Genomic DNA, 25,248 nt, shown 5'->3' with positions numbered 1-25,248 from the left:
CCCTTTGCCCGGACAGGCAGAGGGGATGTTTGTTTCCATTGAGGTAAAATGAACGAAAGAGAAAGGGGGGAGCCGGTGTGAAGAAGCTGCTCGTTCTATTGGCGATCGGGTTGGCTATTTCTGCATTCGTGTATTGGGACAACGGCCGTCTGACGGTATCCCGCTATACCGTCGCGGACGACCGGCTTCCGGAGGCATTCGACGGGCTCCGGATCGTCCAGCTGTCGGATGTCCACGACGCCGTATTCGGCCACGGCCAGGCCGATCTGGTCGAAGCGGTCAGGAAGGAGAGGCCGGATTATATCTTCATCACCGGAGATTTTGTGGACAGCAACCGGTATGACCTGGAACAGAGCATGGCGATGATCCCGGGGCTTACCGGGATCACGGACGTGTTCTACGTGACCGGCAATCACGAAGTGGCGACGAACGAAGTGGAAGCCATCACGGATGCGCTTTCCGGAGCGGGCGTACACGTCCTTCGAAACGAAGCCAAGGTGGTCGGCCGGGATGAAGGCAGGCTGGCCGTTGCGGGGATCGATGACCCGCTCATGGGCGTGGGGGAGGACGGGGAGGATTCCTATACGGAAGAAGCCCTCGCCGAAGCCGTTTCCGCGGTTCCCGGCGGGATGTATACCCTGCTGCTCGCCCACCGGCCGGAACAGTTTTCATCCTACGCCGGAGCGGGCATGCCGCTCGTCTTTTCAGGCCATGCGCACGGTGGCCAGGTGAGGCTGCCTTTCATCGGCGGCCTCGTCGCACCGGGCCAGGGCTGGTTCCCGGCGCTGACATCGGGCATCCACGAACGCCATGGCAGCCGGCTGGTCATCAGCCGGGGGCTCGGCAACAGCATCGTCCCGGTCCGGGTATTCAACCCGCCGGAAATCGTCACGGTCACGTTGCGGAAAGGGAAATGACCGTCACTTGCCGGCATTCACGAGTTCGATGAGCCGGTCGTCTCCTTTTCGGGGATTGCCCCGTCCGTCCGTATTGTTCGTGATGAAAAATACGGATGCTCCATCGGCATAAACATCGCGGATGCGCCCGTAGCCCCCGATCGAGCGGACGAGCTTTCCCGTGGCAGGGTCAAATACGAGGAGGGCCTCTCCGCGGAGGGCCCCGGCATAGAGCGCCCCGTCATGGTAGGCCAGCCCTGACGGCGCCCATGTCTCGTCCGGTCCGGAAGTCGCTATCGGTGTTTCGTACCCTTCCCGCTGCTCCGTCCCCTCGATGAGCGGCCAGCCGTAGTTGCGGCCCTCCACAATCCGGTTCAGCTCATCATGGGCATTCTGTCCGTGCTCGATTGCATACATCGTGCCGTCGTCCGACCAGGCGAGTCCCTGCGGGTTCCGGTGGCCAAGCGAGTGGATCCGGAACGTTCCGCCCGGCTCCATCCGGACAATCTTGCCGTTGGGCGAATCAGGATCCTGTGCAGTGTCCGGTGCCATCCGGTCCCCGATCGTGGCGAACAAAACACCTTCAGGCGAAAAGGCGAGCCGGCCTCCGTGATGCACGCGGCCGGAAGGGATCCGGTCGAGGTGGATCTCTGTTTCGGTCCATGCCTCATTATCCCTGCGGAGCGTGACGATCCGGCTGGCCGGACCGGACGCATCGTCGTACGTGTAAAAAGCGAATGCTTCCCCCGATTCGGGGAAATCCGTTTTCAGCACAAAGCCCATGAGGCCCGCTTCGGCTGCCCCGGACAGCGGAGCGGAGAGATTCACGGCCATCCGGCGGACTTCTCCCGCCGTGATTTCAGCAATCGTCCCTGCCCGTTCGGATACATAGAATGTGTCCCCGTGGCGGGCGATCGACCAGGGGGCCTGAAGGTCTGCGGCCAGGACGCGGATCTGCTCCCCGTCGTTGAGATCGGCACTTGCATCGACGGCGGGACCGTCCCGGGTCCCGGAGGAGTCCGGCTGTGCCGGGACGGTTTCCCGGCCGGCACTGTCCGGTTTTCCGGAGCAGGCGGCAAGGAAGAGCACAAGGACAGCAGCGGCGGCAAAGGATAGTCTCATGGGGGATCGTTCCTTTCTTCGTCTGTTTGCCGCCATTATACCCGAAGACCGGACGGTCAAATAGCCGATTTTTCCATGTTATAATGGACGGACCAAGAGATGGGAAGTGGATGGATGATGGAAAAGATTGAGGACAGGCCCTATACACTGAGGGATGCGGCCTTTTGGAGAATCATCGGCGCACTCGGCTTTGCTTCCCTGTTCGTCTTCTCGGCGATGTACACGACCCAGCCGCTCCTTCCCGTTTTCACAGAGGAATTCGGAATCGGCGTATCTGCGTCGAGTCTGTCGGTTTCGATGACCACGCTCGGACTCATCATCGGCCTGCTCGTCATCAGCTTCCTGTCCGACCGGCGCGGCCGGACCCTGTATATCAAGAGCTCCGTCGTGCTGGCTGTCATCCCGTTTTTCATCATGCCGTTCGTTCCTTCGTTCGGCCTGCTCGTCCTGCTCCGGTTCCTCCAGGGGATGGCCCTTGCCGGCGTCCCAGCCGCCGCGCTCGCCTTCATCAGCGAGGAGGTCGACCGGCGCAGCGCCAGTTTTGCCACCGCGCTCTATATCTCGACGAATGCGCTCGGCGGGATGACGGGCCGATTCATCACCGGGTGGGTGACCGAACATTACTCCTGGCAGACCGCCTTCATCGGCCTTGGGATTGCCGGGGCGGTCATCGCCGCCGCCGTGCTTTTCCTGCTTCCTGCGTCCAGGCGGTTCGTCCCGGCTTCGGGGACGGTGAAGGAGGACATGCAGGCATTCCTGTTCCACCTGCGGAATCCGCTCCTTCTTCTCCTGTTCGGACTCGGCGTCGTCCTCCAGCTCAGCTTCACCGGCGTCTGGACATTCCTGCCGTTCCATCTCGGCGGCGCTCCGTTCAACCTGTCGCTTGAAGCGATCTCCTATACATATCTGGCCTACGGAATCGGGGTCATCGGCTCTCCGCTCGCAGGCTGGCTCGCCGGAAGGTTCGGCCTGAGGCCCGTGCGGATCGCCGGGATCCTCATCATGTCCGCGGGCATCCTCATGACTCTCGGCGGTACGACCCCGGCGGTCGTGGCCGGCCTGTGCGTCGTATGCCTCGGCTTCTTCACCGCCCACTCGCTCACGAGCGCCACCGTCGCCCGGGATGCCCGGCATCATAAGGGCAGCGCTTCGAGCCTTTATCTGGTCTCCTACTACATCGGGGTCGCGTCCGGCAGCACACTCCTCTCGCCCCTCTGGTCAATCGGCGGCTGGACGCTGCTCATCGTCTTTGCGGCAGCCGTCCCGGTCATTTATCTGATCTTCTCGCTCGCGGCCAGGAAGAAAATCCGGGCGGGTATGAATGGATAGCAAGAGGCATTGACGGGCGGGTATGAATGGATAGCAAGAGGCATTGACGGGCGGGTATGAATGGATAGCAAGAGGCATTGAATAGATAGAATGTGACTCTGAATTGATAGAATGAGACTGTGAACAGACAGAAAGAAGTCGTGCTTCGTCGTTGAAAGCGGCCATGACTCGGTAAAAAGAAAACCATGCAAGCCGGATATCCGGTTTGCATGGCTTTTTTGCGTTATTTAAACAGTTCCGGGACGGTCGTGAGGTCGATGCCCCAGATGGCGGGCAGCAGGAACCAGATGGAGAGCGTGACAAGCACAATGCCGATCAGGTTCAGGGCGAATCCGGCTTTGGCCATGTCCGGTATCCGGAGGTAACCCGAACCGAAGACGACGGCGTTCGGCGGGGTGGCGACCGGCAGCATGAATGCGCAGGATGCGGCCACGCCGGCAGCGACCATGAGGGCGAACGGGTGCACGTCGAGCGCGATGGCGAGTGCCCCCATGATCGGGTACATCATCGCGGCGGTCGCCGTATTTGATGTAATCTCCGTCAGGAAGATGACGAGAGTCGCCACGATGAGGATGACGAGGATGACCGGTACGCCGCGCAGCGAAGTGAGCTGGCCGCCGATCCACTCGGACAGCCCGGAGCTGACGAAGCCGGCTGCGATGGCGAGGCCGCCGCCGAACAGCAGGAGGATGCCCCATGGAAGCTTCACCGCCGTCTCCCAGTCAAGAAGGCGGTCGCCTTTTATGTTGACAGCCGGGATGACGAACAGAAGGACTGCAAAAAACATCGCGATGACACCGTCACTGATCCCCGGCAGGAAATTCTGGAGGACAAACGAACGGGAAATCCAAGAAAGTGCAGCAAGGATGAATACCGCGAATACGAGTTTTTCCTCGGTGGATGCACGTCCAAGCCGTTCTTTTTCCTGGCGCACGAGATGCCGGCCGCCGGGCAGCTCCGTCACTTTCGTCGGGAATGCAATTTTTACGAGATAAATCCAGATGAGCAGGATGAAGATCCAAGCGAACGGCGTGCCGTACAGCATCCACTTTCCGAAGGAGATTTCGATGCCGTACATCTTTTCCATGGCCGCGGCGAGTGCCGTGTTCGGCGGGGTCCCGATCAGCGTCGCGATGCCGCCGACTGAAGCCGAATATGCAATCCCGAGCATCAGCGCCTTGCCGAATCCGAAGTTCTCCTTGTCCACCTCATGGGGCCCGCCCTTCAGGGCATCAGCCACCTGATAAGTGATGGCAAGTCCGATCGGCACCATCATCATGGCGGTCGCCGTGTTGGAGATCCACATGGACAAGAATCCGGTTGCGACCATGAATCCGAGGATGATTTTATTCATGTTCGTGCCGATCGCCGAGATGATGGTCAGGGCGATGCGCCGGTGCAGATTCCATTTTTCCATTGCGAGGGCGATCATGAATCCGCCCATGAACAGAAAGATGTTCTCATCGCCGTAGGCAGATGCGGTCGCTTTGACATCAAGGCCGCCGGCCAGCGGGAACAGCACGAGCGGCAGGAGGGAAGTGACCGGAATCGGCACAGCCTCCGTGATCCACCAGGCTGCAATCCAGACGGTGGATGCGAGGATGGCCCGCCCCTCGCCGGACAGACCTTCCGGGTGATAAAAGAGCATCAGCAGGAGAAACAGGAGCGGCCCTCCGATCAGCCCGATCAGCTGGGGTGTCGTATAACTCCGTTTGTTCCGATTGTTGTCCGGATCTTTGTCCGTGTATCCGAACGGGGCCCCCGAGCCGTCGGAATTCAGCTTAACTTGATTGGGCCGCAGGAAGAACGTGAACATCCGCTTGGCCTCATCGTGCCAGTCCCACATGCGGGCCCAGACATTTTGTACCATACCGAAAAACCCCCTTCTTTAACTGTTCTATCTTAACATTCAGTATACATAAAGGATCGTTCCAATTGGCAGAAATGCGACAAATACGGACAATATAGGGCTTCCTGATCAGTGGAAATACACCAAATCTATGGTTCATAAGTCTTGTTTCTTTCATTTAGTAGAATCGCACGGTTTGATGATCGGATGCATCGGGAATTGAAATGTGAGGAATATGGACGCGGAGCTTGCATTTCCGGTATGAAACGAAGGGAAGAATGGGCATGCTCCCCGTAGATTTCATATTCACAATACCTAAACTGCAAGGGAGGAAGACGGATGGCGGACGAGAAGAAAGACGTTTCCAGGCGCGACTTCCTGAAAACTGCCGGGGTGGCCACCGGAACTTTGGTGGGCGGCGGTGTGATCGGCGGTCTCATCGGCTATAACATGAAAGGCGGCGGGACCAAAACAGCCGGGGATTCGGCAAGCCGCAGCGGTGGCCGTAAGGACGAAGGGGCCGGATCACCGAACGGCCGGATGTTCTTTACAAATGATCACGATTTCAGTGTGTTGTCCGAAGCGACGGAGCGCATCTTCCCGAAAGATGACCTTGGGCCGGGGGCAAAGGATCTCGGTGTTCCTTATTTCATCGACCATCAGCTGGCCGGCGCCTACGGCAACAATGAAAAAGAGTACATGCAAGGCCCATTCCTCGCCGGACAGGCCACGCAGGGCTACCAGAGCCGGCTCAGAAGGAAAGAAATCTTCGTACAGGGCATCCGCAAGATGGACGACGAGGCGAAAAAACGCTTTGACAAATCCTTCTTGGATATTGAGGGAGACCAGATGGATGAAGTCATCACCGCATTCCAGAAAGACGAGGTCGAGATGGAAGGGGTGGCAGCCGGGTTCTTCTTCCGCCTGCTCAGATCTGCGACCCTTGAAGGGGCTTACTCCGACCCGATGTACGGCGGAAACCGCGGGATGGAAGGCTGGAAGATGAAAGGGTTCCCGGGCCATCAGATGTCGTACGCAGACAAGGTCGACAGCAAGGAATTCCAGAAGATCTCGCCGGAATCACTGGGCGGGCAACATTAAGGAGGGTGCGGCTGAATGGCAAAAACATTGGAGAAAGTCGACGTCGTGACTGTCGGCGTCGGCTGGACCGGCGGGATCATCGCCGCAGAATGCGCGAAAGCGGGACTTAAAGTGGTCGGCATCGAGCGGGGCCGGGAACGCGGCACCGCCGACTATCAGCGCGTCCATGACGAGTACCGGTATGCGGTACGATACGAACTGATGCAGGACCTGTCCAAGGAGACGGTCACGTTCCGCAACAAGCGGGACCAGCAGGCACTGCCGATGCGGACAATGGGTTCGTTCCTCCTCGGTGAAGGGCTCGGCGGGTCCGGCACCCACTGGAACGGACATACGTGGCGCTTCCTGCCGTATGACTTCGAGATCAAGTCGATGACAGACAAGAAATACGGAAAAGACAAGCTCGGGCCTGAATACCTACTGCGGGACTGGGGCGTTACATATGACGAGCTTGAGCCATACTACGACAAACTGGAATATTTGATGGGCATTTCCGGAGACGGGAAGAACCCGTTCCAGGGCAAGCGCTCCCGGGAGTATCCGACGGGGCCGATGAAGAAAACACCGATATTGGAACGGTACGAGAAAGCGACGAAAGATCTCGGTTACAATCCGTTCATGATGCCGTCCGCCAACTTGTCCGAAGCTTACACGAATCCGGACGGCAAGACGATCAACGCCTGCCAGTACTGCGGCTTCTGCGAACGGTTCGGATGTGAGTACGGAGCCAAGACGTCCCCGGAAATCACGGTCATCCCGACCGCCAAGGAAACGGGGAACTATGACATCAAGTTCCATTCCAATGTCGTGGAAGTGCTCCATGAAGGCGGCAAGGCGACCGGTGTCCGCTACATCAACTGGCTGTCCGGGGAAGAATACATCCAGCCTGCGGAAGTCGTGGTCCTGACGAGCTATGTCATGAACAATGCAAAGCTGCTCATGGTTTCGGGCATCGGGGAAATGTATGATCCCGATACCGGAAAAGGAACCCTCGGGAAAAACTACTGCTATCAGATCCTTCCGGGTGCGACCGGGTTCTTCGATGAACAATTCAATACGTTCATGGGCGCTGGATCGCTTGGCATGACGATCGACGACTTCAACGGAGACAACTTCGATCACTCGGATCTGGACTTCATCCACGGCGGCAGCCTGTCGATCACACAGACCGGCAGCCGTCCGATCGAAACGAATCCGGTCCCTCCGGACACACCGGCCTGGGGTGCGGAATTCAAGAAAGCGTCCATCGAGAACTATACCCGCTCGCTCAGCATCGGTGCACAGGGCTCCTCGATGCCGCATCGGGACAATTATCTGACGCTCGACAAGAAGTACAAAGATGCATATGGCGTGCCGCTCCTTCAGCTCACGTATAACTTCACCGACCAGGACCGGGCAATGCATAAGTACATCACCGAAAGAGCCGTCGAGATCATGGACAAGATGGGCGCCAAGCAGACAGTCGGCAGAAATCCGCTTACCGATTATGACATCGTCCCTTACCAGACGACCCACAACACCGGCGGCACGATCCTGGGTACGGATCCTTCGGACAGTGTCGTCAACAAGTGGCACCAGCACTGGGATGCAGAAAACCTGTTTGTGGTGGGTGCGGGGAACTTCTCTCATAATGGCGGCTACAACCCGACCGGAACCGTCGGCGCATTCGCCTACCGCTGCGCAGAAGGCATCATCAAGTACAGCAAAGAAGGCGGCTCACTCGTCTAAAGAAAAGCGGAGGGCGGCCGTCCAGGGGCGACAGGCATAAGGAAGGACGCAGAGTGAAGCCTGCCTCACGGCGCGGCGTGACTTATGACCCCGAGCCCCTGCCGCCCGCAGCCGGACAAAGAAAAGCGGAGCGGGCCGTTTTCGGGCTCCGCCAAATTTCATCCAAAAGGAGGCAATTCCCATGGGAGGCATTGCAAGCATCGGAGTACCGGGACTGATCATCATCCTGGTCATCGTCCTCATTCTCTTCGGGCCGAGAAAGTTGCCGGAAGTCGGTTCGGCCGTCGGAAAGACGCTTTCAGAATTCAAGAGATCAGCCAAAGACATCATGGATGACGATGAGGACAAAGTCCGTAAAGAGGAACTGGGCGAAAAGAAATAAGACTGCTCGCCGGCGGGCCGGCCGGAACGCCAATCGGCAGCCGGCCGGCCTTTTGCCGGCAGATTTGATGGATAGACAGGATGTGATTGGATGGACCCGTACGGCAATGATTACAAAACTGTCCTGAGTCCGCTTGACAAGAAGAAAGCGGAGGCGGCGAAATCCGCGTCCGAAACGGCTGGAGAGCGTGCCGGGAAAGAGGCCGAAGCGGCAGCGACAGCGGAAGTTCTTGCAGAAAATGCGCAGGATCATCGTGCAGGTGGCCCGCCTCCACCGGAAGATCCGCCTCCTGGCCAAAATGGGGCGGACGGAGAAGAGCCGGGCCTGCACGAAACCTATGTGACCCACCTCAATGATTTGAGAAAAGCGCTCATCAAGGCGGTCGTGGTCTTTCTGGGGTTCTTCATCGGGGTCTTCTCGACCATCAACCTATGGTTCCCCTATGTGACGAAAGGCCACCAGCTGGTCATTCTCGGACCGCTCGAAGTGGTGAAATTCTACATGACGATGTCCGGAGCGATTGCCATCGGATTATCGCTTCCGTTCCTCTGCCACTTCATCTGGCAGTTCGTGAAACCCGGCCTCAACGAGAATGAGGCGAAGTTCATCGGATTGTATTCGCCGGTGATGCTCGTCCTGTTCATTGCGGGCGTGGCGTTCGGCTACTTCGTCATCCACCCGCTCAGCTACGGTTTCCTCCTGGGGCTGGGTGCAGCCAACTTTGACGTGATGGTGTCCGCACAGGAATACATGCGGTTCCTGCTCATGACCACGATGCCGATCGGTCTTCTGTTCGAGCTGCCGATCGTAGCCCTGTTCCTCGGGTCGATCGGTCTGCTGACGTCCGATTCGATGAAGAACGTGCGAAAATGGTCGTATGTTTCGATCGCGATCATTTCCGCACTCATCACACCGCCCGACTTCATCAGCCAGCTTCTCGTCTTGATCCCGATGGCTGTGCTTTATGAAGCGAGCATCTGGCTTGTGAAGAAAGCGGAAAGAAAACAGGCAAGCGCCGTCGCACAATGATGGCGTCAATATATTATTCAGAAACGGCGGACTGCACAACGATGCTCTCCGCCGTTCGTTTCTGTTCGGCTGAGAGCATCAGAAAACCCCGAAGGAGGCACGCCTCCTTCGGGGTTTTGAATACCCGGATCAGTCAAAAATGCTTGTGAGCAATCCGCCTTTTTTGCCGGATTGATTGCTTTTGCCATTGTCCATCTGCGACTGGCGTTTGGGGGTGTTGCCCTGTGTGCCGGAGAAGTTGTCGAACTGCTTCTTCAGCTTGTCTCTGGAGTCTTTGTTCCTCATCAGATAGGCGGCGCCGAGCCCGACCGCTGCGAGCATCGCTTTGTTTCGGTTCATATCAACGTCCTCCTTTGATTTTGCATCTGTCCTCTGTATTCCCGGCTTCCAATGGACATAAACAGAGATGAAAAAAAGTCCATATTAAGACAAGTACAAAATATCAGACACAAATAGTTTGCATTCTAATAACATTCATAGTAGGATGAAGGACGCTGATATATTGTATATGTCGAAATCAGTCAAAAAAGGCTGAATATTCTACCGTTATCGGTAAGTTTTGAAAGAGAGGATCCTGGTAATCATGCAGGAGAAGTTACCCTTTTCTAGTTACTTGGTCATTGGTGTCATGCTGTTTGCCCTGTTCTTCGGTGCGGGCAATCTTATTTTTCCGGCGCAGCTCGGACAGCTGGCGGGAGACCAGCTTTGGCCGGCGCTCATCGGATTTCTTATCACGGGTGTCGGGCTGCCGTTCCTGAGCGTCCTGGCCATCGGATATTCCGGAAGCCGGAACCTCCAGGAACTGGCGAGCCGGATCCATCCGCTGTACGGACTTCTGTTCTCGGCGGTTCTTTATCTGACAATCGGCCCGTTCTTTGCCGCTCCGCGGACCGGTGCCGTGGCCTATGAAATCGGAATCATCCCGTTTGTCGGCCAGGATGCGGGTGCCCTCCCTCTGCTCCTGTTCACATTCGTATTCTTCGGCGTAACGCTCTGGCTTTCGCTCAATCCGGCAAAGATTGTGGACCGGGTGGGGAAATTTCTGGCTCCGGGGATCGTGGTCCTTCTGCTGATCCTGATCGGCTTCTCCGTGTTCAACCCGCTGGGCGGCATCGGAGAAGTGCAGGCGCCTTATGCAAACGGCTCGTTCGTCAAAGGATTCACGGAAGGTTACAACACCATGGACGCGATTGCCGCGCTCGTGTTCGCCATCATCGTGATCAGCGCAGTGAAAGGGATGGGCGTGACGTCGAGAAAAGGAATACTCAACGCCACATTCAAGTCCGGCCTGACCGCCATCGTGCTCCTCGGCGTGCTGTACATCGGAATCGCGTGGATCGGCGCAACAAGCGTGGAGAAGTTCGGACTGTTTAAAACGGGCGGTCCTGTGCTGAGCTCCGCCGCGGAGCATTACTTCGGCCCGTTCGGTACGATCCTGATGGCAGTGGTCATTACATTGGCATGCCTGACGACGGCGATCGGCCTCATGACGGCATGCGGCGAGTATTTCAGCCTGATCGTCCCGAAAATCGGCTACAAGGCATGGGTGACGATATTCACGGTCTTTTCATTCGTCGTTGCCAACTTCGGGCTTTCCAAGATCATCACTTATTCCATACCGGTCCTGATGTTCTTGTATCCGCTCGCCATCTCGCTGCTGCTTCTGACGTTCTCCTCCCGTCTGTTCCATCACTCACGGCTCGTATATGTTGCGGCAACCGCTGTGGCATTCGTGATCGGGCTCATCGATGGACTGAAGTCCCTTGCCGCTTCTCTTGAAACGGAATTTGGCTGGCTGAACCCGGTCATTCACCTGTTTGAAGAGTACCTGCCGCTTTATAGCGACGGTCTGGGATGGGTGGTTCCCGTCGTCGCCGTGATGCTCATCACGGGCATCATTTCCCGGCTCCTCGGGCTCTCGTCCGAACCGGCAAGCGTGGAAGCCTGAAGGGCCCCCATTGCAAATTGAACACGAAAAAGCCGGCGGAATGATGATTCCGTCGGCTTTTTCATGATGATTTTGCATTCCGGATCGCTTTCAGTTCGTCGATGGCCGATAGCCAGTTGGTCTTCATGATGTCGGCGGCTTTTTCTCCGTTTCCCGCTTTCATCGCCTCGATGATGGCCTCATGCTCCTGGACCGACTGTTCCCTGAGCACGATCGCATCATGGAAGAACTGCCGGCGGACATGTGCCTGAAGATTGTTCACGACCGACTGGATATAAGAGTTTCCGGCCGTGTCCACGATGATCTGGTGAAACTCCTCATCAATCCGGAGCGCCGTCTCGTCGTTGCCGGAGCGGACGGCCTCTGCAAAGCCTTCATTCGCCTCGGTCAGGAGATCGGCCGTTTCTTCGTCGAGCTTGGGCGTCGCGATTTCCGCTGACAGTGCCTGCAGGGCCGCAAGCGGCGGCAGCAGGTCATTGATGGCCTCGGGATCCACTTCGGTTACTTGGGTGGCTTTCCCGGGGTACATTTTGACGAACCCCTGGGTTTCCAGAAGCTGCAGGGATTCCCGGACGGGGGTCCGGCTGACGCCGAGGGCCTGGGCGATCTCCAGGTCGTTCAGTTTTTCTCCCGGCTGCAGCGTCCCGTCAATGATCCAGTGCTGCAGTTGGTTGAATGCAGCTTCCTTGGCGGTCAGCCGCACCGGTCTTGAATGATCCGAAGGAATCGGCATATCTTTTCTCCCCCCTGTCCCAGAAGAAATTGGGTCTCATGCACTGATTATACTTCAAATCCGACCCAAATGGTATGCAATATATTGCTTTGCTTGATTCAGTCGTGTTTATTCTGCCGGTTCCGGGGCCGGGTCGACCCACTTGGTTGCCCATGACTCAAGCTCCTGCAGCACAGGAAGCAGGGCCATTCCCTTTTCAGTCAGGCTATATTGGATGCGCACGGGGGAATCGCCGGAGACCGTCCGGCTGACGATGCCGTCCGTCTCAAGTTCCTTAAGACGTTCGGATAACAGACGGTTGCTGATCCCGATGGTTTCCGTGACCTCACAGAACCGGCTAGGCCCGTCGAGAAGGGAATAAATGATCAGTGCATTCCAGCGGCGGCTGAGCAGGGAGACCGCCTGTTCAAATCGGGGGCACAATTCCGTTCGATTCATGAAAATCACTCCTTGCGCACAGTTTAACACAGTCAAATCGTCAAAAGGTAGCAACTCGGTTACTTGACGTAACTTCATGTGACCGGTAAAGTGGTTACTAAACGTAACTATTAAATGCATAAAAGGAGGAGACGACATGTCTCAGTTTCATAAGCAGCCGGCGACCCATGTCGGGGCAGTCGAATTGAATGTTCTCGATCTGGCGGAAATGACCGGATTCTACACGGAAGTGATCGGCCTGCGGATCCTAGAAGAGCAGGGCCAGAGGGTGGAACTGACCGCGGACGGCCGGACGCCGCTCCTCGTGCTGAACGAGCGCGAAGGACTCCATCCAAAGCTTCCCCGCCGTGCCGGACTTTATCATTTTGCTCTCCTGCTGCCTTCCAGGGAAGACCTGGGGGCCGCCATCCGTCATCTCAGCGTGCATGGAATCGGACTCGGGGCCGCCGATCATCTCGTGAGCGAGGCGATTTATCTCAATGATCCGGAAGGAAACGGCATCGAGATCTACCGTGACCTGCCCCCGGAAGGCTGGATCTGGGAAGGGCCGGAGGTGCGGATGGCGACCGATCCGCTCGATGCGCAGGCAATCCTTGCGGCCGCGGATGCACAGGGCGTCAAATGGGCCGGTATACCGGAACAGACACTGATGGGCCATATTCACCTGCATGTCTCGGATCTGGAGGCGGCGCGGCAGTTTTACGGGGAAGGCCTCGGGTTTGAAGTGGTCAGCCGGTATCCCCAGGCCCTCTTCATGTCCACCGCCGGATACCATCACCATATCGGCCTGAATACTTGGAACGGAGCCGGTGCTCCGCCCCAAGGAAGCGACAGTGCGGGGCTTGCCGAGTTTTCGGTCGTCTATCCCGATGAAACATCCAAGCAGGAAGCCGCGGGCCGGCTTCGCGCCCTCGGTTTTGAGCCGGCGGAGCGTGAAGGGCGGATATCGGTCACAGACCCGTCCGGAAACCGCCTCTCCCTTGTGTGAACTTCTCTTTTTCTTTGAAACCATGGGTGCCCGCATCCGTATGAACAGTTATACTTGATGAAGATCAACTTGAACTGAAGCGGAAGGGGCGCCTATGACAAAGAAACTATGGTTCCAGGCGGGGGTCGGCATTCTGCTCGCCCTGCTCATTGTGCATTTCTTTATTGATATCAAAGGGATCTTCTCTCCGATCCTCATTATCCTGAAGACGATCTTCCTGCCGCTGCTCGTCGGCGGAGTGCTGTTCTACCTGACAGAGCCCGTCCAGCGGCTGCTGGAGAAATACCGGTTCCCGAGATGGGCGAGCATCCTCAGCTGTCTCATCCTGATCGTCGGGGTCTTTTGGGCCCTGTATGCGATGGTCGGTCCGATGATCAACAAGCAGGTGAACGCGTTCACCGACAACCTGCCGGAAATTACGGACAAAGTCGAGGAGTCGGTGAATTACGTGCTCGACCGCCGGGATGAATGGCCGGACTTCATCGAGAATGGCATCCAGTCCGCGAGGGACCGGGTGAATGAGATCGCGCTCGGTCTCGGAGGCGGGCTCGTCTCGTTCCTGACCGGGTTTTTCCAGACCATCTTCATGCTCGTACTCGCTCCGTTCTTCCTCGTCTATATGCTGAAGGACCACGAGCACTTCATACCATTCGTGTCGAAGTTCTTTTCAGGTGACAAGAAGACGTTCGTCGTCAAGACATTGCAGGACGTCAACCGCACGCTCAAGACGTATATCCAGGGTCAGATGTTTGTCAGCCTCTGCGTGGGGATCATGCTGCTCATCGGATATCTGATCATCGGACTGGAGTATGCGCTCATCCTCGCCATTTTCGGACTGTTCATGAACCTCGTTCCGTTCATCGGTCCGTGGGTGTCGGTCGTGCCGGCGCTCCTCATCGCGCTCATCCAGGATCCGAAGCTGCTCATCGGCGTCGGCATCGTCATGCTCCTCGCCCAGCAGATCGAGAGCAACCTGATCACACCGAACGTGATGGGCAAATCGCTCGACATCCACCCGCTCACGGTCATCACGGTGATCCTCGCTGCGGGCAATATTGCCGGGTTCGTCGGCATCCTGCTCGCCGTTCCGGCGTACGCGGTCGGCAAAGTGATCATCGGCAACCTGTACGAGCACCGCCGCCAGATCCGGCGGGCCGCCACGAGCGACGTGGCAAGCGAATAGACAAAGGGAAAACCGCAGACCCGTTCTGCGGTTTTCTTTCGTCTTCATTCGAAATAAAGCCTGCGGTGAAGCTTGCATCCCGGGTTGAAGGACGCCCCGCATCCCGGGCAGGAAGAATCCCCTTCAAGGTAACCGCGGACCGTCATCCGGCGGCCGCAGCTCCCGCAGAGGACCGCCTCCTCGCCGAACCGGTCCGACGGCCACACCGCATGATGGCCGCAGCCGGACTCCTCATGGCAGGCATGGCACGGAAACCATCTTCCGCAGCAGCAGAACCGGATGGCGATCCGGTCTTTTTCCCCGTGATAATGCACGCAGCGGGTCTCCCCGTCAATGACCGGCCCCTCAACTTCCACGCCATGGATCTGCATCTTCCGGCACTCCTTTCATATCCCGGGTTGACTCGGTTTCCTTCAGTATATATGATTTAATGTGTTAACTAAATATTATTTTATGTTTACTCTAAGGGGAATCGAAATATGGGAAATGAACGATTGAAGATGATGATTCTCGCAGCTCTGTTTGCTGCACTGATGGGGGTGGGGGCCCAGATCATCATTCCGGTGCCGCCGATTCCGTTCACCGCCCAGACACTGGTCCTGCCGCTCATGGCCATTATTCTCGGGAAACGGTACGGGACGCTTTCAGCCGCTTTGTACGTGGCGCTCGGCGCGGTCGGCATCCCGGTGTTCGCCGGCATGAAGGCGGGCCTCGGCATCATTCTCGGGCCGACGGGCGGGTTCATCCTCAGCTACATCCCGGCCGTATTCCTGATCGGGCTGATTTTTGAGAAGGGCGGCCGGCACACGGCTGCGGGAATCGCGGCTACCGTGACGGGTGCCCTGTTCATCCTGTTTGCCGGAACGGTCTGGTATAAATGGATGGGCAACCTGTCTTGGGCCGGCGCATTCACCGGCGCGATGATCCCGTTTATTGTCCCGGACATCCTGAAGGCGGTGTTCGCCGCGGTCTTGGGCGTGCTTATCCGGAAGCGGCTCGAATCAGCCCGGCTGCTGCATGCGGCATTGCGGTGATCATAGATACTCAAGGTCCCTCCCGTGCGGAGGGCTTTTTGTTATCGCGAACCTTTTCCGATTCAGGGGAAGGTCCGGCGGACCGGGTTTGGTAGAATGAAATCAACACATCAGAGAGAAGGGAATTCATCATGAAAAAGTGGATGATGCTCGTGTTGGTCGCCCTGCTTGCAGGCTGCGGTGCCACCGGGAAAACGGAAAATGAAAATGCAGCAAATAAGGAAGAGACGGCTGCGGCGGAAAAAGGGGAAGCGGCAGGCGGGGAAAAACAAAGTGCGGAAGGCGGAGCGGTAGAAGTCGACAAAGGACTGTTCAATGTGGAAGTGACGGTGCCGCCTTCGTTCTTTGAAGGCGAAGACGTCGGCGAGGCGGTTGAGCAGGTGAAGGCAGAAGGGAAAGCCGACGCAGTGAAAAATGCGGACGGCTCCGTGACGTTTAAAATGTCGAAGGCCCAGCACAAGGAAATGATGGCCGAGCTGCTGGAGGGTGTGGAACAGCTGACGGACGAGATGAAAGGCGACGGCTACCCGTCAATCCGGGATATCACCCATGACAAAAGATACACAAAGTTTGAGGTAACGGTCGACCGTGAGCAATTTGAAAACTCCTTTGACGGATTTGCGCTGCTCGGCGTCGGCTTTGCCGGCATGTATGTCCAGCTGTTCGACGGCGTGAATGCGGATGATCTCCGGACAACGGTCATCCTGAAGGACGAAGCGACGGGCGAGCAGTTTGATGAAATGCTTTTTCCGGATGTGCTGGATGAGATGGAATCGGAAACAGAAGGAGAATGAACACCGGAAACCGGCGGGGACGGAAGCTCCCGCCGGTTTTTTGTGCCTAATGCCTGCTGCTTTTGTCCATACTGACCGTCAAACCGGCTGTTCCGCAGAAGGAGGAGGGAAAATCCGTGACGGAATTTCCGCATATTACGACGAATATTTGGGACGTATTCCTGGCCGTTCCGCTCGTGCTGATCGGTACGCAGCTTCTCAAATACGCATTCCGTATCCCGCCGGCGGTTGTCCCGACGGTTGCCGTGGCCCTCGGGCTGCTGATTTCGGTGTTCATCAGCCATCCGAAAGACCTTCCGGCCGGTCTGTTCATGGGAACGCTCTACGGGGCGGCAGCCGTTTCGTTTTACGTATCGACCAAGCTGTCGATCCGCGCATATCGGGAAAGGTAGTGTGATTCCCTGAAAATCGGGAAAGAAGGAAAAGAGTGATTAAACGGGAGGGAATCGATATGGAGGACCATGGCAACATGGAGAGAAGTTCGTCCACTGAGCGCCTGCAGCCAATCACATCGGTGAACAGCGGCGACGGCATTCCGATGGGCGGGGACCTGTACAGCTTCACGATCCAGATCGTCAACGTCATCTTTTACGGAAAGCCGGGCCACGGCAATGAATGGGTGCTGATCGACGCGGGCATGCCGAAATCCGGAGACAAAATCATCGAGGAAGCGGAACGGCGGTTCGGTGAAAACAACCCGCCTCAGTCCATCATCCTGACGCACGCGCATTTTGACCATATTGGCGGCCTGATCGATGTGCTTGAAAAGTGGGACGTCCCGGTTTATGCCCATCTCCTTGAAATTCCGTACATCACCGGAAAGCGGGACTACCCGGATCCGGACATGACGGTGGAGGGCGGCATGATCGCCAAGATGTCCAAGCTGTTCCCGACCGAAGCGATCGACATCGGGGAACGGGCGCATGAGCTGCCGGCTGACGGAACGGTTCCCGGCATGCCGGGCTGGCGCTGGCTTCATACACCGGGGCACTCCGAGGGACATGTGTCGCTGTTCCGGGAATCGGACGGCGCCCTCATCGCCGGGGACGCGTTCGTCACGGTCAAGCAGGACGCCATGTACAAAGTGATGACCCAGGAACTCGAAGTCAGCGGCCCGCCGGTTTACCTGACACCGGACTGGGAATCGGCGGAGCAATCGGTGAAGGCACTCGCCATGCTGCAGCCGAAAGTTGCGCTCACCGGGCACGGCATCCCGGTGAGCGGGGAATATCTCCAGGAGCATCTGGGCCGTCTGGCCGCCAACTTCCGGGAACTGGCCATACCCGATCATGGAAAGTATGTTGACGGCAGCGACTCATAAGAGAACGGCCGGAATCCTGATTCAGGGTTCCGGTTTTTGCGTGGGTTCATGGGTTCAAAAGGCAGGGGGGTTGACGGATGGATACCCCGGGTGGTAAATTGGATATACCCAATGGGGTATAAAGACCGTGAAGGAGGAAGGAATCAATGTTTTTTCAATCATTTTTTGATGAGCATCTGGCACAATACGCTTATCTCGTAGGCTGTCAGCGCACCGGAGAAGCCATCGTGATCGACCCGCCACGGCACTCGGAGGCCATCATCTCCAAGGCGCAGAAGGAAGGGCTGAAGATTACGGCTGCCGCGGAAACCCATATCCATGCAGACTTCACATCGGGCGCACGCCAGCTGGCCCATGACCTTGGGGCAACCTTGTACCTGTCGGATGAGGGCGGCGACGATTGGCGCTACACGTACACCGATGCAGTCGATGCCGTCTTGCTGAAAGACGGAGACACATTCTCGATCGGGAATATTGAATTCGCTGTTCTCCATACACCGGGACATACCCCGGAAAGTATTTCGTACATCCTGACCGACAAGGGCGGGGGAGCCAATGAACCGATGGGGATCTTTACGGGTGACTTTGTGTTTGTCGGTGACGTGGGCCGGCCCGATCTTCTGGAGAAAGCGGCGGGAATCGCGGATACGGCAGAGCAGGGGGCCCGCCAGATGTTCCGTTCCGTAAAATCGTTCAAGGCATTGCCGGACCATCTGATCGTCTGGCCGGGCCATGGAGCCGGATCGGCATGCGGAAAATCGCTCGGTGCGGTGCCGCTTTCAACAGTCGGCTATGAAAAGCAGATGAACTGGGCAATGAAGGAAGATGACGAGGAAGCATTCGTCCGCCGTCTGCTCGACGGCCAGCCCGAAGCACCGTCCTATTTCGCCATGATGAAGAAAGTGAACAAGGAAGGCCCGGAACTTCTCGGCGGGGGTCCCGTTCCGCTGTTGGAAAGCCCGGAACGGTTCAACGAGCTCAGGGCGGATGAACAGACCGTTGTGCTGGATACCCGTCCTGCGCAAATAGCGGAAAAAGCCCTGGTCAAAGGCTCAATCAACATTCCATTCAATAAATCATTCACGAACTGGGCCGGGTGGCTGATCCGCTATGACGAACCACTTGTCCTGATTGCAGAAGAGGGCAAAGAAGATTCGGTCCGGAAAGCGCTGGAGTCGATTCATCTGGACCATATCAAAGCTTTTGTCCGGCCGGAGACTGCCCTTTCCGGAAGTGAAACAGACACATACGTCGCTCTTTCGCCCGATGATTTTGTTAGAGAAGGAAAAGAAGACGGCGTGTATGTCCTGGACGTCCGGAACGACTCGGAATGGGCTTCCGGCCGCATGCCCGGGGCCGCCCATCATTTCCTCGGACATCTCCGGACGGAACAACTGCCCGTAGACCGCAGACTGTTGGTCCATTGCCAGAGCGGAGCCCGTTCCGCTATTGCGGCGAGCATCCTGAAAGCGCGCGGGTTCAGTGATGTGGAACATCTGGCCGGCGGTTTCAATGCGTATGAACGTGCCGGCCATGCTATAGTGAAGTAAAACGGGGCCGGGTTTCCGGTCCGAAAAGGAGCGGGAACGATGGACTACGATCAAAAAGTGAAAAACCGCATGCGGCGCATCGAGGGCCAGGTCAAGGGCGTGCTGCAGATGATGGAAGAAGAGCGGGATTGCCGGGACGTGGTCATGCAGCTCCGGGCGGTCAAGAGCGCGCTTGACCGGACGATCGGTGTCGTCGTCAGCACCAATCTCGAGGCATGCGTACGGGAAAGCATCGAATCGGGCGAAGACACGAGCGCTCATGTCCAGGAAGCGATCGAGCTGCTCGTCAAATCGAATTAATCGGAAGGAAGCGGAGAAAATGGAATGGATCATCATCGCGGCCATTGTCCTGTTCTTCGCCTGGCGGCTCATGCCGGCGAAGGGCATCCGGACAGTGGACGCGGACGGATTGAAGGAGATGCTCGGAGACAAGGACAAGCAGTTCATTGACGTCCGGACCCCTGCTGAATACAAGGGCCGGCATATCAAGGAGTTCAAAAATATCCCGTTGAACACGCTGCAGGCGAAACAGGCTTCACTCGACAAGTCGAAAGAGGCGGTCGTCATCTGCCAGAGCGGGATGAGAAGCGCGCAGGCCGCACGCCTGCTGAAAAAAGCGGGATTTGATCGAGTGACGAACGTCCGGGGCGGCATGGGAGCCTGGAACGGATGAGCGGGTCCGAACTGACCCTGCCATTCATTCTCACCCTTTTCGCCATCGGCTTCGCGGGGTCGTTCATTTCGGGGATGGTCGGAATCGGCGGCTCGATCATCAAATATCCGATGCTGCTGTACATCCCGCCGATGCTCGGCTTTGCCGCGTTCACGGCCCATGAAGTGGCGGGGATCAGCGCGGTCCAGGTGATCTTTGCGACGATCGGCGGAGTCTGGGCTTACCGGGGAAGCGGTTATCTGAACAAGAAACTCATCGCCGCGATGGGACTTGCCGTCCTTGCCGGCAGTTTTGCCGGAGGGTTCGGCTCCTCCGGGATGAGCGAGCTGACCGTGAATGTCGTTTACGGAGTCCTGGCCGCGACTGCGGCCGTCATGATGTTCATCCCGAAAAAGGAAGTTCCGGATGCCCGGGAAGAGGATGTTCATTTTTCCGTCCCGCTGGCCGCCGTGCTTGCGTTCATCGTCGGCGTCGGGGCCGGGATTGTCGGAGCGGCAGGCTCGTTCCTGCTCGTCCCGATCATGCTGACGGTCCTCAATATTCCGACCCGCATGACGATTGCCACCTCACTCGCGGTCACGCTCATTTCTTCAATCGGCTCAACGGCAGGCAAGGTGTTCACGGGCCAGGTGCTTCTCTGGCCTTCGGTGATCATGATCGTGGCAAGCCTCATCGCGGCTCCCCTCGGCGCCAAGGCCGGACAGAAGATGAACACGAAGATATTGAAATGGCTGCTCGCCGTCCTGATTGCCGCCACGGCCGTTAATATTTGGCGCGATCTGTTTGTTCAGTTGTTCTGAGAGGAAGCTATATTTTTTTGGATGAATAAATACCCCTGCCCGTAAAGTGGGGATTAAGATTGAAATCGGAGGAATACCAACAATGAAAGTAGCCATCATCGCTGCAAACGGCGGTTTGTTTGACGCCTACAAAGTATTCAACATCGCGACGGCAGCCGCAGCAACAGACGGAGAAGTGGAGATCTTCTTCACTTTTGAAGGACTCAACCTCATCCACCGGCAGGGCATGAACGCCCTGCCGATGCCTGAAGGAAAAGAGCATTTTGCAGAAGGGTTCCAGAAAGCGAATGTGCCTTCCATCGGCGAACTGGTGGCCATGTCGCAGGAATTGGGCGTGAAGTTCATCGCATGCCAGATGACGATGGACGTCATGGGCCTCCAGAAAGAAGACTTTGTCGACGGAACGGAGGTCGGCGGTGCCGTCACCTTCCTCGGAAGCGCGAAGGATGCCGACATGACTCTGACATTCTGATATACAGCATGCCAAGGTTAAAATGGATTCAGCAGACGATCTGGAGGGAATAGATTTCATGTATAATGTGACGAGGACATTGGACGCTAAAGGGCTATCGTGCCCGATGCCGGTCGTCCGGACGAAAAAAGCGATGGAGGATCTGGCGCCGGGAGAGGTGCTGGAAGTGATCGTGACCGACCGCGGGTCCATCGCAGATCTTCCGATGTGGGCAAAAACAACGGGACAGGAATATTTGGAACTCATTGAGGAGAACGGAGTCCTCACACACTACATCAAAAAAGGGTCCGCCCCTGAAAAAGGAGAGACAACAGAAATGAAGACCATCACGAATGAAGAATACTTGGAAGTGGCCGGGCAAGACGGAGTCACGCTGATCGACGTACGCGAACCGGATGAGTTCGAAGCCGGACACGCACCGGGTGCCGTCAATATCCCGCTCGGCCAGATCGATGACCGCCTGGCGGAGATTCCCGAAACGGGCGATGTCTATGTGATCTGCCGTTCGGGCGGCCGGGCCGGCCGGGCATATGAGGCGCTGGAAGCAGCGGGCCGGGACAATGTCACCCGTGTCGCGCCGGGCATGGGCGACTGGGACGGACCGGTCGAATAAAAAGTGCAACAACGGGGCTGTCCTTTGATCAGGACAGCCCCGTTTCAGTGTTTACTTTTTCAGCGGGCAATACCCGCACTGCATGAGTCCCGGCACGTCCTTGGAATGGCAGCAGGTCGTCCGGACGGTCGTATTCAGGAGAGCGGACGGCTGCTGTCCGCGGAGGTAGCGGGCGAAGAGCGATTCCTTGGCAAGGCCATCCCATGTCCGGTCATCCTTCAGGAGATCAAGCACCGCCTGTGTTTCCTCCCGTTGGTAAGGATCGGACAGCAGGACATGGAAATGATAAAGCAGGAAGCCGAACATATTCTCCCAGTGAGTGAGCGACGAGGCCGAGGAAACCGTGCGCAGCGCGTCGGCCACGTCTTTGACGAATCTGCTCAGTATTTGCCGGACGGCTTCCGGCCGCTCCGCTTCGTCGACCGGCCGGAAAGCGCCGCCTGCAAGGAACTGGCTCACGGTCAGGTTGCCGTACTCCTCGACGGCACCGAACCGGAACGCCTCATCCGGCCCTTCCCACACTTCTTCATAGACGATCAGCATGTACAGCTGCATCGCCGTGAACATGCCGAGCCTGCGGGTGAAGAAGGAAGCCGCAATCGTCCGGTTTTCCGTCCGGCTGACGGCCTGCACGAGATCAAGTGCCGCCGCCGGCTCCTTTTTCAGCGATTCCAGTGTGAAAAGCGGATGGGCAGGCGCGCCGGTGTAGATGCTATAGCTATTCAGTTGCCGCTTCATATCAGGGGTCAGGTTCATCATGAGGCTATTATAGCGCATGCCCGTTATGCACCGGAAGGAACGCTGTGATATGTTAAGAGTAATACCGGATGATCGGAGTGTCGGACTGTGGAACGGTTAGCTGTGATGACCGCCGGAATGACCCATAGCGGCAAGACAACGTTTGCCAACAGGCTCGCAGAAGTGCTTCCTGGCTCGGTTGTCATCGATCAGGACATTCAGGCGCGATTTTTGAATACACATTACCCGATGCTGCTGCCGGAGCAGGGACCGAATGAGATCAAGCATGCCCTGACCCAATGCATCGTTGAGCATGCAGTGGACAAGACAAGCCTCCATCTGATTCTCTCGAACTCCAACCTCGGAACGGAGTCGCGGAGGAGATGGCTCGCTTATTACAAGGACCAAGGATTTGTGACCGTCCTCGTTTCCTTTGATCTCGAAGAGGACAGGCTGCGCCGGCGGATCCGTGAAAGCACAAGAAGCACGGATATTTTCCGGGTCAGTCTGTCGTACGACGGACTGCTGGACCGTCAGATGAAGAACTTTCCTGGAGTTCAGCCGGAGCCGGACGAAGCAGACCATGTCCTGACTATAAAAAGTGAAGAAGATGTTCAGCGTGTGATCAACCGCATTTTGGAGATCACAGACGGAAAGGGGAGACGCATATGAAGATCCTGGTGGACGCGGACGGCTGTCCGGTCGTAAACGAGACGATCCGCACGGCAGGCCGGCACGGTGTTCCGGTTCTCCTGCTTTGCGACACGGCGCATGAAATGTTCCGCGAAGGGGCGGAGACGATCATTGTGTCCAAAGGGGCCGATTCGGTCGACTTTTCGCTCGTGAACCGGGTCGGCAAGGGCGACATCGTCGTCACCCAGGACTACGGTCTGGCCGCAATGGTGCTCGCCAAAGGCGGACGGCCGATCGACCAGAACGGCCGACTTTATACGGATGACAATATTGAATCACTGCTCGGCAGCCGGTACATTTCCCGGAAGGTCCGGGAAGCAGGGGGCCGCATGAAAGGGCCGAAAAAGCGCAAGGCCGAAGCGAACGAGCGGTTTGAACGGAATCTGGAAGCGCTCATCACCGGGCGCAGGGAAAGGGAAGAGTTGTAATGCCATTTGTCTGGTTCATCCTTGCCGCTGCGGTGACGGTATTCGCCGCGATCAAGCTGTCGAATTATGCCGATGTGCTCAGTACGAAGACCGCGATGGGCGGACTGCTTGTCGGGACGCTCCTGCTTGCGGGCGCCACGTCCCTGCCTGAAGTGACGACGAGCGTTTCGGCCGTCCTGATCGGCAACCCGGACATCGCCATCGGGAACGTCGTCGGCTCGAATATGTTCAACCTGTTCATCTTCGCCTGCTTCGACCTGTTCTACCGCAGGCAGCACCTGTTCGAGAAAGCCGGGCGGAACCACCTGTACACGGCAGGGACGGGCCTCGTCCTCATGGCGGTCACGTATGTGTCGCTCTCGTTCCGGCCCGACTGGTCGCTGCTCGGCGTCGGCGTGGATTCCATTGTGCTCGTGGCGATCTACGCGATCGGCATGGTGATCGTCGGCCGGGTGTCCCGAAGGGTGCCGGAAGAACCGTCCGTCCCGGCAGCCGAACTGGCCGGGGACGTTTCCGGAGGGAATGAAGACGTGACCGTCAAGCGAGCAGTCATCGGATTCGCATTGGCGGCTGTCCTGATCATGGGTGCAGGGACGGTGCTGTCCATCATGGGCGACAAGATCGCCGTCATCACCGGGCTCGGCTCGAGCTTCGTCGGAAGCTTCCTGATCGCGGCGACGACGTCCCTCCCTGAAGCCGTCTCAGTCTACATTGCGCTCAAGATCCGGAACGTCAACCTGGCGCTCGGCGGGATTCTAGGCTCGAACATGTTCAACATGCTCATCATCTTCCTGGCCGACCTGTTCTACCGCGGCGGGCCCGTCCTGTCCGCAGGGGACCCGTCCCACCGCATCACGGCGCTCGTCGTCATGGCCCTGTCCGCCGTGATCCTGTTCGCCCTCGCACGCCGCCGGACGAAATCCGGCCTGTCGTATGTTGTCCCGTCCCTGCTCATCATCGCCGGCTACCTGGTCGCGTCCTACCTCATGTTCCAGGGATGAATGCCCGCAAGCCCGTCTCCCGTCCGGAGACGGGTTTTTTTGGCGGCGGGAGGGGCGGGTGGTTTGAAATAAAGAGTGGAGTTATGAAATAAGAGGCCGTGTTATGAAATAAGGAGCGTCGATATGAAATAAGGAACGGCGATATGAAATAAGGAACGGCGATATGAAATAAGGAGCGTCGATATGAAATAAGGAGCGTCGATATGAAATAAGGAACGGCGATATGAAGTAAGGAGCGGCGTTATGAAATAAGGAGCAGCGATATGAAATAAGGAGCGCCGATATGAAATAAGAGCCGCCGTTATAAAATAAGGAACCGCGATATGAAATAAGGTTCCACACCACGAAGTAAAGCCCCGCAAAATAAAGCCAAATCAAATAAACACTCAGCACACCGCGCCTACA

Annotated in this window: 29 protein-coding genes; 22 read left to right on the top strand and 7 right to left on the bottom strand. The window is 57.3% G+C overall.

The window, feature by feature from the left end; genetic code table 11:
• Positions 1-77 precede the first annotated feature (77 nt).
• On the top strand, positions 78-917 hold the full coding sequence (locus tag B0B07_RS06030; RefSeq protein WP_076757414.1) for a metallophosphoesterase: 840 nt from the start codon (positions 78-80) through the stop codon (positions 915-917).
• 3 nt (positions 918-920) lie between these two features.
• On the opposite strand, the gene B0B07_RS06025 is transcribed toward B0B07_RS06030, so the two are convergent.
• On the bottom strand, positions 921-2,018 hold the full coding sequence (locus tag B0B07_RS06025; RefSeq protein ID WP_076757413.1) for a PQQ-dependent sugar dehydrogenase: 1,098 nt from the start codon (positions 2,016-2,018) through the stop codon (positions 921-923).
• 117 nt (positions 2,019-2,135) lie between these two features.
• Between B0B07_RS06025 and B0B07_RS06020 the strand changes: the two genes are divergently transcribed.
• A complete protein-coding gene (locus tag B0B07_RS06020; RefSeq protein WP_076757541.1) occupies positions 2,136-3,347 on the top strand; it encodes an MFS transporter in 1,212 nt (403 codons plus the stop codon).
• Positions 3,348-3,570: 223 nt separating this feature from the next.
• Here B0B07_RS06020 and B0B07_RS06015 read toward each other — a convergent pair whose 3' ends face one another.
• Positions 3,571-5,217 (bottom strand): SLC13 family permease, encoded by a 1,647-nt coding sequence (locus tag B0B07_RS06015; protein ID WP_076757412.1) that lies wholly within the window; start codon positions 5,215-5,217, stop codon positions 3,571-3,573.
• 318 nt (positions 5,218-5,535) lie between these two features.
• On the opposite strand from B0B07_RS06015, the gene B0B07_RS06010 reads away from it, so the two are divergent.
• The 4 genes from B0B07_RS06010 (at position 5,536) to tatC (ending at position 9,436) form a co-directional block, all read left to right on the top strand.
• Complete coding sequence (locus B0B07_RS06010) at positions 5,536-6,297, top strand: gluconate 2-dehydrogenase subunit 3 family protein (RefSeq protein ID WP_076757411.1); 762 nt, start codon at positions 5,536-5,538, stop codon at positions 6,295-6,297.
• Positions 6,298-6,312: 15 nt separating this feature from the next.
• Complete coding sequence (locus tag B0B07_RS06005) at positions 6,313-8,025, top strand: GMC family oxidoreductase (protein ID WP_076757410.1); 1,713 nt, start codon at positions 6,313-6,315, stop codon at positions 8,023-8,025.
• Positions 8,026-8,206: 181 nt separating this feature from the next.
• Positions 8,207-8,407 (top strand): twin-arginine translocase TatA/TatE family subunit, encoded by a 201-nt coding sequence (gene tatA, locus B0B07_RS06000; RefSeq protein ID WP_076757409.1) that lies wholly within the window; start codon positions 8,207-8,209, stop codon positions 8,405-8,407.
• Positions 8,408-8,497: 90 nt separating this feature from the next.
• Complete coding sequence (gene tatC / locus B0B07_RS05995; RefSeq protein WP_076757408.1) at positions 8,498-9,436, top strand: twin-arginine translocase subunit TatC; 939 nt, start codon at positions 8,498-8,500, stop codon at positions 9,434-9,436.
• Positions 9,437-9,565: 129 nt separating this feature from the next.
• Here the strand turns inward: tatC and B0B07_RS05990 are convergent, their stop codons facing one another.
• The gene (locus B0B07_RS05990; protein WP_076757407.1) at positions 9,566-9,775 is read right to left on the bottom strand and encodes a hypothetical protein; all 210 of its coding nucleotides are present in this window, start codon (positions 9,773-9,775) and stop codon (positions 9,566-9,568) included.
• Between the two features lie 244 nt (positions 9,776-10,019).
• Between B0B07_RS05990 and brnQ the strand changes: the two genes are divergently transcribed.
• Positions 10,020-11,384: a branched-chain amino acid transport system II carrier protein gene (gene brnQ, locus B0B07_RS05985; RefSeq protein WP_076757406.1), complete on the top strand. Its 1,365-nt coding sequence runs from the start codon at positions 10,020-10,022 to the stop codon at positions 11,382-11,384.
• 61 nt (positions 11,385-11,445) lie between these two features.
• Here brnQ and B0B07_RS05980 read toward each other — a convergent pair whose 3' ends face one another.
• Both B0B07_RS05980 and B0B07_RS05975 read right to left on the bottom strand, forming a co-directional pair.
• Complete coding sequence (locus B0B07_RS05980) at positions 11,446-12,117, bottom strand: GntR family transcriptional regulator (protein ID WP_076757405.1); 672 nt, start codon at positions 12,115-12,117, stop codon at positions 11,446-11,448.
• A 108-nt stretch (positions 12,118-12,225) separates the two neighbouring features.
• Positions 12,226-12,555 carry a winged helix-turn-helix transcriptional regulator gene (locus B0B07_RS05975; protein ID WP_076757404.1) on the bottom strand — a complete coding sequence of 110 codons (330 nt, stop codon included), beginning with the start codon at positions 12,553-12,555 and terminating at the stop codon, positions 12,226-12,228.
• 136 nt (positions 12,556-12,691) lie between these two features.
• Between B0B07_RS05975 and B0B07_RS05970 the strand changes: the two genes are divergently transcribed.
• Together B0B07_RS05970 and B0B07_RS05965 are read left to right on the top strand one after the other, a co-directional pair.
• Positions 12,692-13,543, top strand: a complete 852-nt coding sequence (locus B0B07_RS05970; protein WP_076757403.1) for a VOC family protein — start codon at positions 12,692-12,694, stop codon at positions 13,541-13,543.
• A 94-nt stretch (positions 13,544-13,637) separates the two neighbouring features.
• Entirely contained in the window at positions 13,638-14,726 is a 1,089-nt protein-coding gene (locus tag B0B07_RS05965) for an AI-2E family transporter (RefSeq protein WP_076757402.1), read from the top strand.
• Between the two features lie 44 nt (positions 14,727-14,770).
• On the opposite strand, the gene B0B07_RS05960 is transcribed toward B0B07_RS05965, so the two are convergent.
• The gene (locus B0B07_RS05960) at positions 14,771-15,097 is read right to left on the bottom strand and encodes a CHY zinc finger protein (RefSeq protein WP_076757401.1); all 327 of its coding nucleotides are present in this window, start codon (positions 15,095-15,097) and stop codon (positions 14,771-14,773) included.
• A gap of 108 nt (positions 15,098-15,205) precedes the next feature.
• Here B0B07_RS05960 and B0B07_RS05955 point away from each other — a divergent pair, with 108 nt between their 5' ends.
• From B0B07_RS05955 to B0B07_RS05910, 10 genes are all read left to right on the top strand, one after another.
• Complete coding sequence (locus tag B0B07_RS05955) at positions 15,206-15,760, top strand: biotin transporter BioY (protein ID WP_076757400.1); 555 nt, start codon at positions 15,206-15,208, stop codon at positions 15,758-15,760.
• A gap of 131 nt (positions 15,761-15,891) precedes the next feature.
• On the top strand, positions 15,892-16,554 hold the full coding sequence (locus B0B07_RS05950; protein WP_076757399.1) for a hypothetical protein: 663 nt from the start codon (positions 15,892-15,894) through the stop codon (positions 16,552-16,554).
• Positions 16,555-16,670: 116 nt separating this feature from the next.
• The gene (locus B0B07_RS05945) at positions 16,671-16,946 is read left to right on the top strand and encodes a hypothetical protein (RefSeq protein ID WP_076757398.1); all 276 of its coding nucleotides are present in this window, start codon (positions 16,671-16,673) and stop codon (positions 16,944-16,946) included.
• Positions 16,947-17,023: 77 nt separating this feature from the next.
• Positions 17,024-17,875 carry an MBL fold metallo-hydrolase gene (locus B0B07_RS05940; protein WP_144264314.1) on the top strand — a complete coding sequence of 284 codons (852 nt, stop codon included), beginning with the start codon at positions 17,024-17,026 and terminating at the stop codon, positions 17,873-17,875.
• A gap of 146 nt (positions 17,876-18,021) precedes the next feature.
• The gene (locus tag B0B07_RS05935) at positions 18,022-19,425 is read left to right on the top strand and encodes an MBL fold metallo-hydrolase (protein WP_076757397.1); all 1,404 of its coding nucleotides are present in this window, start codon (positions 18,022-18,024) and stop codon (positions 19,423-19,425) included.
• Between the two features lie 39 nt (positions 19,426-19,464).
• Positions 19,465-19,725, top strand: coding sequence for a metal-sensitive transcriptional regulator (locus B0B07_RS05930; RefSeq protein WP_076757396.1), 261 nt, complete (start codon positions 19,465-19,467; stop codon positions 19,723-19,725).
• Between the two features lie 19 nt (positions 19,726-19,744).
• Entirely contained in the window at positions 19,745-20,098 is a 354-nt protein-coding gene (locus tag B0B07_RS05925; protein ID WP_076757395.1) for a rhodanese-like domain-containing protein, read from the top strand.
• Positions 20,095-20,898, top strand: coding sequence for a sulfite exporter TauE/SafE family protein (locus B0B07_RS05920; RefSeq protein ID WP_076757394.1), 804 nt, complete (start codon positions 20,095-20,097; stop codon positions 20,896-20,898). Before B0B07_RS05925 ends, B0B07_RS05920 begins: the two co-directional genes overlap by 4 nt.
• Positions 20,899-20,980: 82 nt before the next feature.
• Positions 20,981-21,370, top strand: a complete 390-nt coding sequence (locus B0B07_RS05915; protein WP_076757393.1) for a DsrE/DsrF/DrsH-like family protein — start codon at positions 20,981-20,983, stop codon at positions 21,368-21,370.
• A 58-nt stretch (positions 21,371-21,428) separates the two neighbouring features.
• On the top strand, positions 21,429-21,983 hold the full coding sequence (locus B0B07_RS05910) for a sulfurtransferase TusA family protein (protein WP_076757392.1): 555 nt from the start codon (positions 21,429-21,431) through the stop codon (positions 21,981-21,983).
• Between the two features lie 51 nt (positions 21,984-22,034).
• Here B0B07_RS05910 and B0B07_RS05905 read toward each other — a convergent pair whose 3' ends face one another.
• Positions 22,035-22,760, bottom strand: coding sequence for a hypothetical protein (locus tag B0B07_RS05905; protein WP_234982253.1), 726 nt, complete (start codon positions 22,758-22,760; stop codon positions 22,035-22,037).
• Positions 22,761-22,829: 69 nt separating this feature from the next.
• On the opposite strand from B0B07_RS05905, the gene B0B07_RS05900 reads away from it, so the two are divergent.
• The 3 genes from B0B07_RS05900 to B0B07_RS05890 are packed head-to-tail and all read left to right on the top strand — an operon-like array spanning position 22,830 to position 24,843.
• Entirely contained in the window at positions 22,830-23,393 is a 564-nt protein-coding gene (locus tag B0B07_RS05900) for an ATP-binding protein (RefSeq protein WP_076757390.1), read from the top strand.
• Positions 23,390-23,842 (top strand): YaiI/YqxD family protein, encoded by a 453-nt coding sequence (locus tag B0B07_RS05895; RefSeq protein ID WP_076757389.1) that lies wholly within the window; start codon positions 23,390-23,392, stop codon positions 23,840-23,842. The genes B0B07_RS05900 and B0B07_RS05895 overlap by 4 nt, the downstream gene beginning before the upstream one ends.
• Complete coding sequence (locus B0B07_RS05890) at positions 23,842-24,843, top strand: sodium:calcium antiporter (RefSeq protein WP_076757388.1); 1,002 nt, start codon at positions 23,842-23,844, stop codon at positions 24,841-24,843. Before B0B07_RS05895 ends, B0B07_RS05890 begins: the two co-directional genes overlap by 1 nt.
• Positions 24,844-25,248 lie beyond the last annotated feature (405 nt).

The organism is Edaphobacillus lindanitolerans (genome assembly GCF_900156305.1).
GTDB classification, from domain to species: domain Bacteria; phylum Bacillota; class Bacilli; order Bacillales_A; family Planococcaceae; genus Bhargavaea; species Bhargavaea lindanitolerans.
This window is presented reverse-complemented; position numbering and strand designations above follow the sequence as displayed.